This window comes from Oribacterium sinus (assembly GCF_963553175.1).
GTDB classification, from domain to species: domain Bacteria; phylum Bacillota; class Clostridia; order Lachnospirales; family Lachnospiraceae; genus Oribacterium; species Oribacterium sinus_B.
Genome location: NZ_CAUVME010000068.1, coordinates 1 through 4922, shown reverse-complemented (window position 1 = coordinate 4922; position 4922 = coordinate 1). Strand labels below are relative to the sequence as shown.

The following is a 4922-nucleotide window of genomic DNA, read 5'->3' as shown; positions in this document are numbered from 1 at the left end:
GCCAACGGCGCCGGAAAAACCAGTACCCTGCAAACGATTACCGGCTTAATTCCCCATTCCCAGGGAGAAATCATTTATAGAGGGGAAAATGTCAGCAAGCTTCCCGGATATAAGCTGGTTTCCAAGGGACTTGCCCATGTTCCGGAGGGGAGAAGAGTTTTTGCCAGTCTTACGGTATATCAAAATCTGATGCTGGGTGCCTACACCAGAAAGAACTCAAAGGAAATTGAAGAAAGTCTGAATATGATCTATCATCATTTTCCCCGTCTTTTGGAAAGAAAAAATCAGGTAGCCGGAACCCTTTCCGGAGGAGAGCAGCAGATGCTGGCCATGGGAAGAGCCCTGATGTCCAAGCCGGAGATGATTTTACTGGATGAACCATCCATGGGCCTTTCTCCCATTTACGTAAATGAAATCTTTGATATTATTCAAAAGATTCATGAGTCAGGGGTAACTGTACTCCTGGTAGAACAAAATGCCAACAAGGCTTTAATGATTGCAGACAGAGCTTATGTATTGGAAACCGGAAACATTCGATTAGAAGGAAAAGCCGGAGACTTACTATCCGATCCTCAGGTAAGAGCGGCTTATTTATCGGAATAATTATGCCCAGAAAACAATTTATGGCTTATCTCAAGATCTTATTGCTTCTTTTCCTATTTTTGAGTCTTGTCAGCTTTGGCCTGCACAGGCATTGGAAAAATGCTCTAAAAAGCTATGAGGAGAACAGGAATAGCAAAGAAGAAGTTCAAGAGCCCCTTTCTCTGCTTCCCAGTGAAGAGGATGAGGAGGAGCCGGATTCCGACAGCTATCTTCGTTTTCAAAATGAATTTCAGCTATTGAATCAGATAGAAGAGGATGAAAGCTGGCAGAAAAATCTCTCTCTGCGAAGACGATATGAAAAAATCGGAGAACTCTACGATAAAGAAATGCAGCGTCTGGTAAGCTATTACAGCAGAAATATCACCGGAAATGAGCGGGAAAACTTTTTTGCCGAGCAAAGTGTGTTTTTGAGTCAAAGAAGCATGGAAAGTAAAAAAGAGCTAAGCATGGAGAAAACCGGTGTAGAGGAAAATATCGACTACTTAAAAAAATATATTCAGCTGACAAAGGCTAGGTGTTCTGTTTTATTGGAGAAAATTTTTGAAGATCAGGACGGCTAGTCCTTTTCATTAAAAGGAGCAAATTATGATAATTAAAAATATTAATATATCTATCCTTGCTGTGATTTTTATCAGTATTTTAATTTTATTTTTAGCTTTTGTCTCTATGCTTGGCAAAAATATATTCTATGGTGAAGGACAAAGCCTGGAAGAGTCTATGGAATGGCAAAGCGAACATTATGATACTTCCTTTTATAATGGTTTGCAAAAAGAAGAGTTTACTGTTAAAAGCTATGATTCTTATGTGCTCCATGGAGAAATTTTAAAGAACCCGACCCCTTCTTCTAAATATGTTATTATAAGTCATGGTCATTATGATACTCGATATGGAAGTTTAAAGTATGCCTCTATCTATCTTTCCTTAGGCTATAATTGTATTATTTATGATTTACGAGGGCATGGAGCAAATAGAAGGACTTTTTGCAGCTACAGTGTGAGGGAAGGAAAGGATTTGGCGGAAATAGTACATTTTTTTCAGGAAAAACTGGGAAGGAATGCGGAGATTGGCTTGCATGGAGAATCTCTTGGAGCTGCCACAACAATTGCCTCATTGAAAGATGTACAAAATGTTTCCTTCGCTGTAGCTGACTGCGGTTTTTCCGATATCGAAAATGTTTTGGAGGAAATCTGGCGATACAGTCACATTCCAACAGCTATCGGCCCGGTTATGAACCAATATGCCAAGCTTCATTTCGGTATTCCTATTTCCACCATGCGCCCCATCGACTCTTTGGCAAAAAATCAGGTGCCTATCCTTTTTATCCATGGAGAAGATGACCAATACATTTTGCCGGCAAATAGTGAAAGAATGTATGAAGCTACCAAGGGGAAGAGAGATTTGTTGTTGGTACCAAAGGCAGGTCATGCGGAATCGGTTTTTGTAAACAAAAGCCTCTATACAGAAAAGCTGAAAGACTTTTTGTCCTCCCTTGCCTCATAGCCCTAAGTACTGTATAATTTGTAAGATTGTGTAGAGAAGGTATTGCAGGCCTTCTTGTTTTGCTAAAACCTTACTCATTCAGAAATTCAGTAAGGAAATTTCTATACTGCATAAAGGGAGATTGTATGAAGAAATATGGTGTTAATGAATTAAGAAAAATGTTTTTAGCCTATTTTCAGGAGAAGGAACATTTGGTAATGAAAAGCTTTTCCCTGGTTCCCCATAATGATAATAGCTTATTGTTAATCAACTCAGGAATGGCACCTTTAAAGCCTTATTTTACCGGTCAGGAAATCCCGCCAAAGAGAAGAGTGGCTACCTGCCAGAAGTGTATCCGTACCGGTGATATTGAGAACATCGGTAAGACTGCAAGACATGGTACTTTCTTCGAGATGCTGGGAAACTTTTCCTTCGGAGATTATTTCAAGTCCGAGGCTTTACATTTTGCCTGGGAATTTTTGACAGAGAGAGTAGGTCTGGAGAAGGATCGTCTTTATCCCAGTATTTACTTGGAGGATGAAGAGGCTTTCAAGGTATGGAATGAGGAAATCGGTATTCCTGCAGATCGTATCTATCGCTTTGGAAAGAAGGATAATTTCTGGGAGCATGGTGTAGGTCCCTGCGGTCCCTGTTCCGAAATTTACTATGACCGTGGAGAGAAATACGGTACAGGCCCTGAGGATGTAATGGGCGGAGAGGGAGATCGTTTCTTAGAGGTTTGGAACGTGGTATTCTCCCAGTTTAACAATGACGGTCATGGAAATTACACCGACCTTATTCAAAAGAACATTGATACCGGAATGGGACTGGAGCGTCTTGCGGTAGTTTGCCAGGATGTTCCCTCTTTGTTTGACGTGGATACCAACCAGGCCATGATGACAGAGATTGAAAGTCTTTCCGGAAAAAAGTATCTGGAGGACAAGACTGCGGATGTTTCCTTCCGTATTATTGCCGACCATGTAAAGAGCTGCACCTTTATGGCTTCTGACGGTATTATGCCTTCCAATGAGGGAAGAGGCTACGTTTTCCGTAGATTGTTAAGAAGAGCGGCAAGACATGGACGCATTTTAGGAATTCCTGCAGGAAGTCTATCCAAGCTTTCCGAAAAGGCTATTGCCTTGTCCTCTGACGGATATCCCGAGCTTTCTGAAAAGAAAGATATGATTCTTCGGGTTATTTCCGAGGAAGAGGATCGTTTCAACAAGACCATTGATAACGGTCTTGCCATTTTACAGGGCTTAAAGGAAGACTTACAGAAAAAGGGAGAGAAGCTTCTTTCCGGAGAAGATGCCTTCCGTCTGTACGACACCTATGGTTTCCCTCTGGATTTAACCAAGGAAATCTTAGAGGATAGCGGAATTACCGTAGATGAAGAGGCTTTCCAGCAGGCGATGAAGGTGCAAAGAGAGACCGCAAGAGCGGCAAGAAAGAGCACCAACTACATGGGAAGAGACGACATTTACCAAAATCTGGATGCCTCTTTAAAGACAGAGTTTGTTGGATACGATACTCTGGAATGTGAAGGAAAGGTTACTGCATTGGTATACCTTGCGGACAATGGAGATGAGGATGAAATTCGTCCTTCCGTTGAGGCGGGAAATCGTGCCGCAGTAATTACCGATCGCAGTCCCTTCTATGGAACCATGGGTGGACAGCAGGGAGATCAGGGAAAGATTTGTTCCGGAACTTCCGTATTCACAGTAGAAGAAACGATTCACTTACAGGGGGGAAAACTGGCTCACCTGGGAACTGTAGAGCAGGGAGGTTTTTCCGTAGGAGATACCGTAACTTTAACGGTAGATGCCAAGAAGCGTGCTTTAACCGCCAGAAACCATACCGCAACCCACCTTTTACAGAAGGCTCTGAAGGAAACCTTGGGAAGCCATGTAGAACAGGCGGGAGCTTACTATGATGATAAGCGTCTTCGTTTTGACTTTACGCATTTTACAGCCTTAACCAAAGAAGAACTTGAGAAGGTTGAGAATTTGGTCAATGAAGAAATTGCCAGAGGCGACGTGGTGCTTACACGGGAAATGCCCATTGAAGAAGCTAAAAAATCCGGTGCTACCGCATTATTCGGAGAAAAGTACGGTGATACCGTAAGAGTGGTTTCCGTAGGAGATTTCTCCATTGAGCTTTGCGGAGGAACCCATGTAGAGAATTCCTCCTCCATCCAGGCCTTTAAGATTCTTTCCGAGCAGGGTGTTGCTGCCGGAGTCAGAAGAATCGAAGCCATCACATCTCAGAACCTCTTTGATTATTTCCACCATGAGGAGGAGCTGTTAAAGAGTCTTAGCGGAAAATTAAAGGCAGATCCGGAGCATTTATTGGCCAGGGTAGAGAGTCTGGAGAAGGAATTAAAGGAAAGCCGTTCCCAGTGCGAACAGTTAAAGGCGAAGCTGGCCAATGCGGAAGTGGAAGATTTGGCAGTGGTAGAATACAAGGATTGTTCTCTGATTGCCGCCAATATTCCGGGAATGGACAGAAATGCCCTTCGAAATCTGGGAGACAGCTTAAAGGATAAACATAAGAATGCCTTTATCCTTCTGGCCTCTGTAGAAGACGGTAAGCCGATTCTTATGGCTACAGCCGCTGACGCTGCGGTAAAGCTCGGTGCCCATGCCGGAAATCTGATTAAAGAGATTGCTCCTATCCTTGGAGGTGGGGGAGGCGGTAAGCCTCAGATGGCTCAGGCCGGTGGAAAGGATACTGCAAAGTTAGAGGAAGCTTTAAAGCAGTCTTTGGAGAGCATGAAGAAACAGCTGGGCTAAGGAAAAAGCTCCGGGTAAAAAATAGCTTTAGTTCTAAAAAAGTCATTG

General features: G+C 43.0%; 4 protein-coding genes. All 4 read left to right on the top strand.

Annotated features, from left to right (window positions below; all coding sequences use genetic code 11):
* Window positions 1-603, top strand: a 603-nt coding sequence (locus tag RYO92_RS10830) for an ABC transporter ATP-binding protein (RefSeq protein WP_315370385.1), incomplete at its 5' end; no start/stop codon positions are given.
* Between the two features lie 20 nt (window positions 604-623).
* Complete coding sequence (locus RYO92_RS10825; protein WP_315370384.1) at window positions 624-1163, top strand: hypothetical protein; 540 nt, start codon at window positions 624-626, stop codon at window positions 1161-1163.
* A 25-nt stretch (window positions 1164-1188) separates the two neighbouring features.
* Window positions 1189-2103, top strand: coding sequence for an alpha/beta hydrolase (locus RYO92_RS10820; RefSeq protein ID WP_315370383.1), 915 nt, complete (start codon window positions 1189-1191; stop codon window positions 2101-2103).
* A gap of 125 nt (window positions 2104-2228) precedes the next feature.
* Window positions 2229-4874, top strand: a complete 2646-nt coding sequence (gene alaS, locus RYO92_RS10815) for an alanine--tRNA ligase (protein WP_315370382.1) — start codon at window positions 2229-2231, stop codon at window positions 4872-4874.
* Window positions 4875-4922: the final 48 nt, after the last annotated feature.

Coding starts and splice junctions, on each gene's coding strand:
- RYO92_RS10825 (WP_315370384.1), top strand. CDS start 624: ATGGCTTATCTCAAGATCTTATTGCTTCTTTTCCTATTTTTGAGTCTT.
- RYO92_RS10820 (WP_315370383.1), top strand. CDS start 1,189: ATGATAATTAAAAATATTAATATATCTATCCTTGCTGTGATTTTTATC.
- alaS (WP_315370382.1), top strand. CDS start 2,229: ATGAAGAAATATGGTGTTAATGAATTAAGAAAAATGTTTTTAGCCTAT.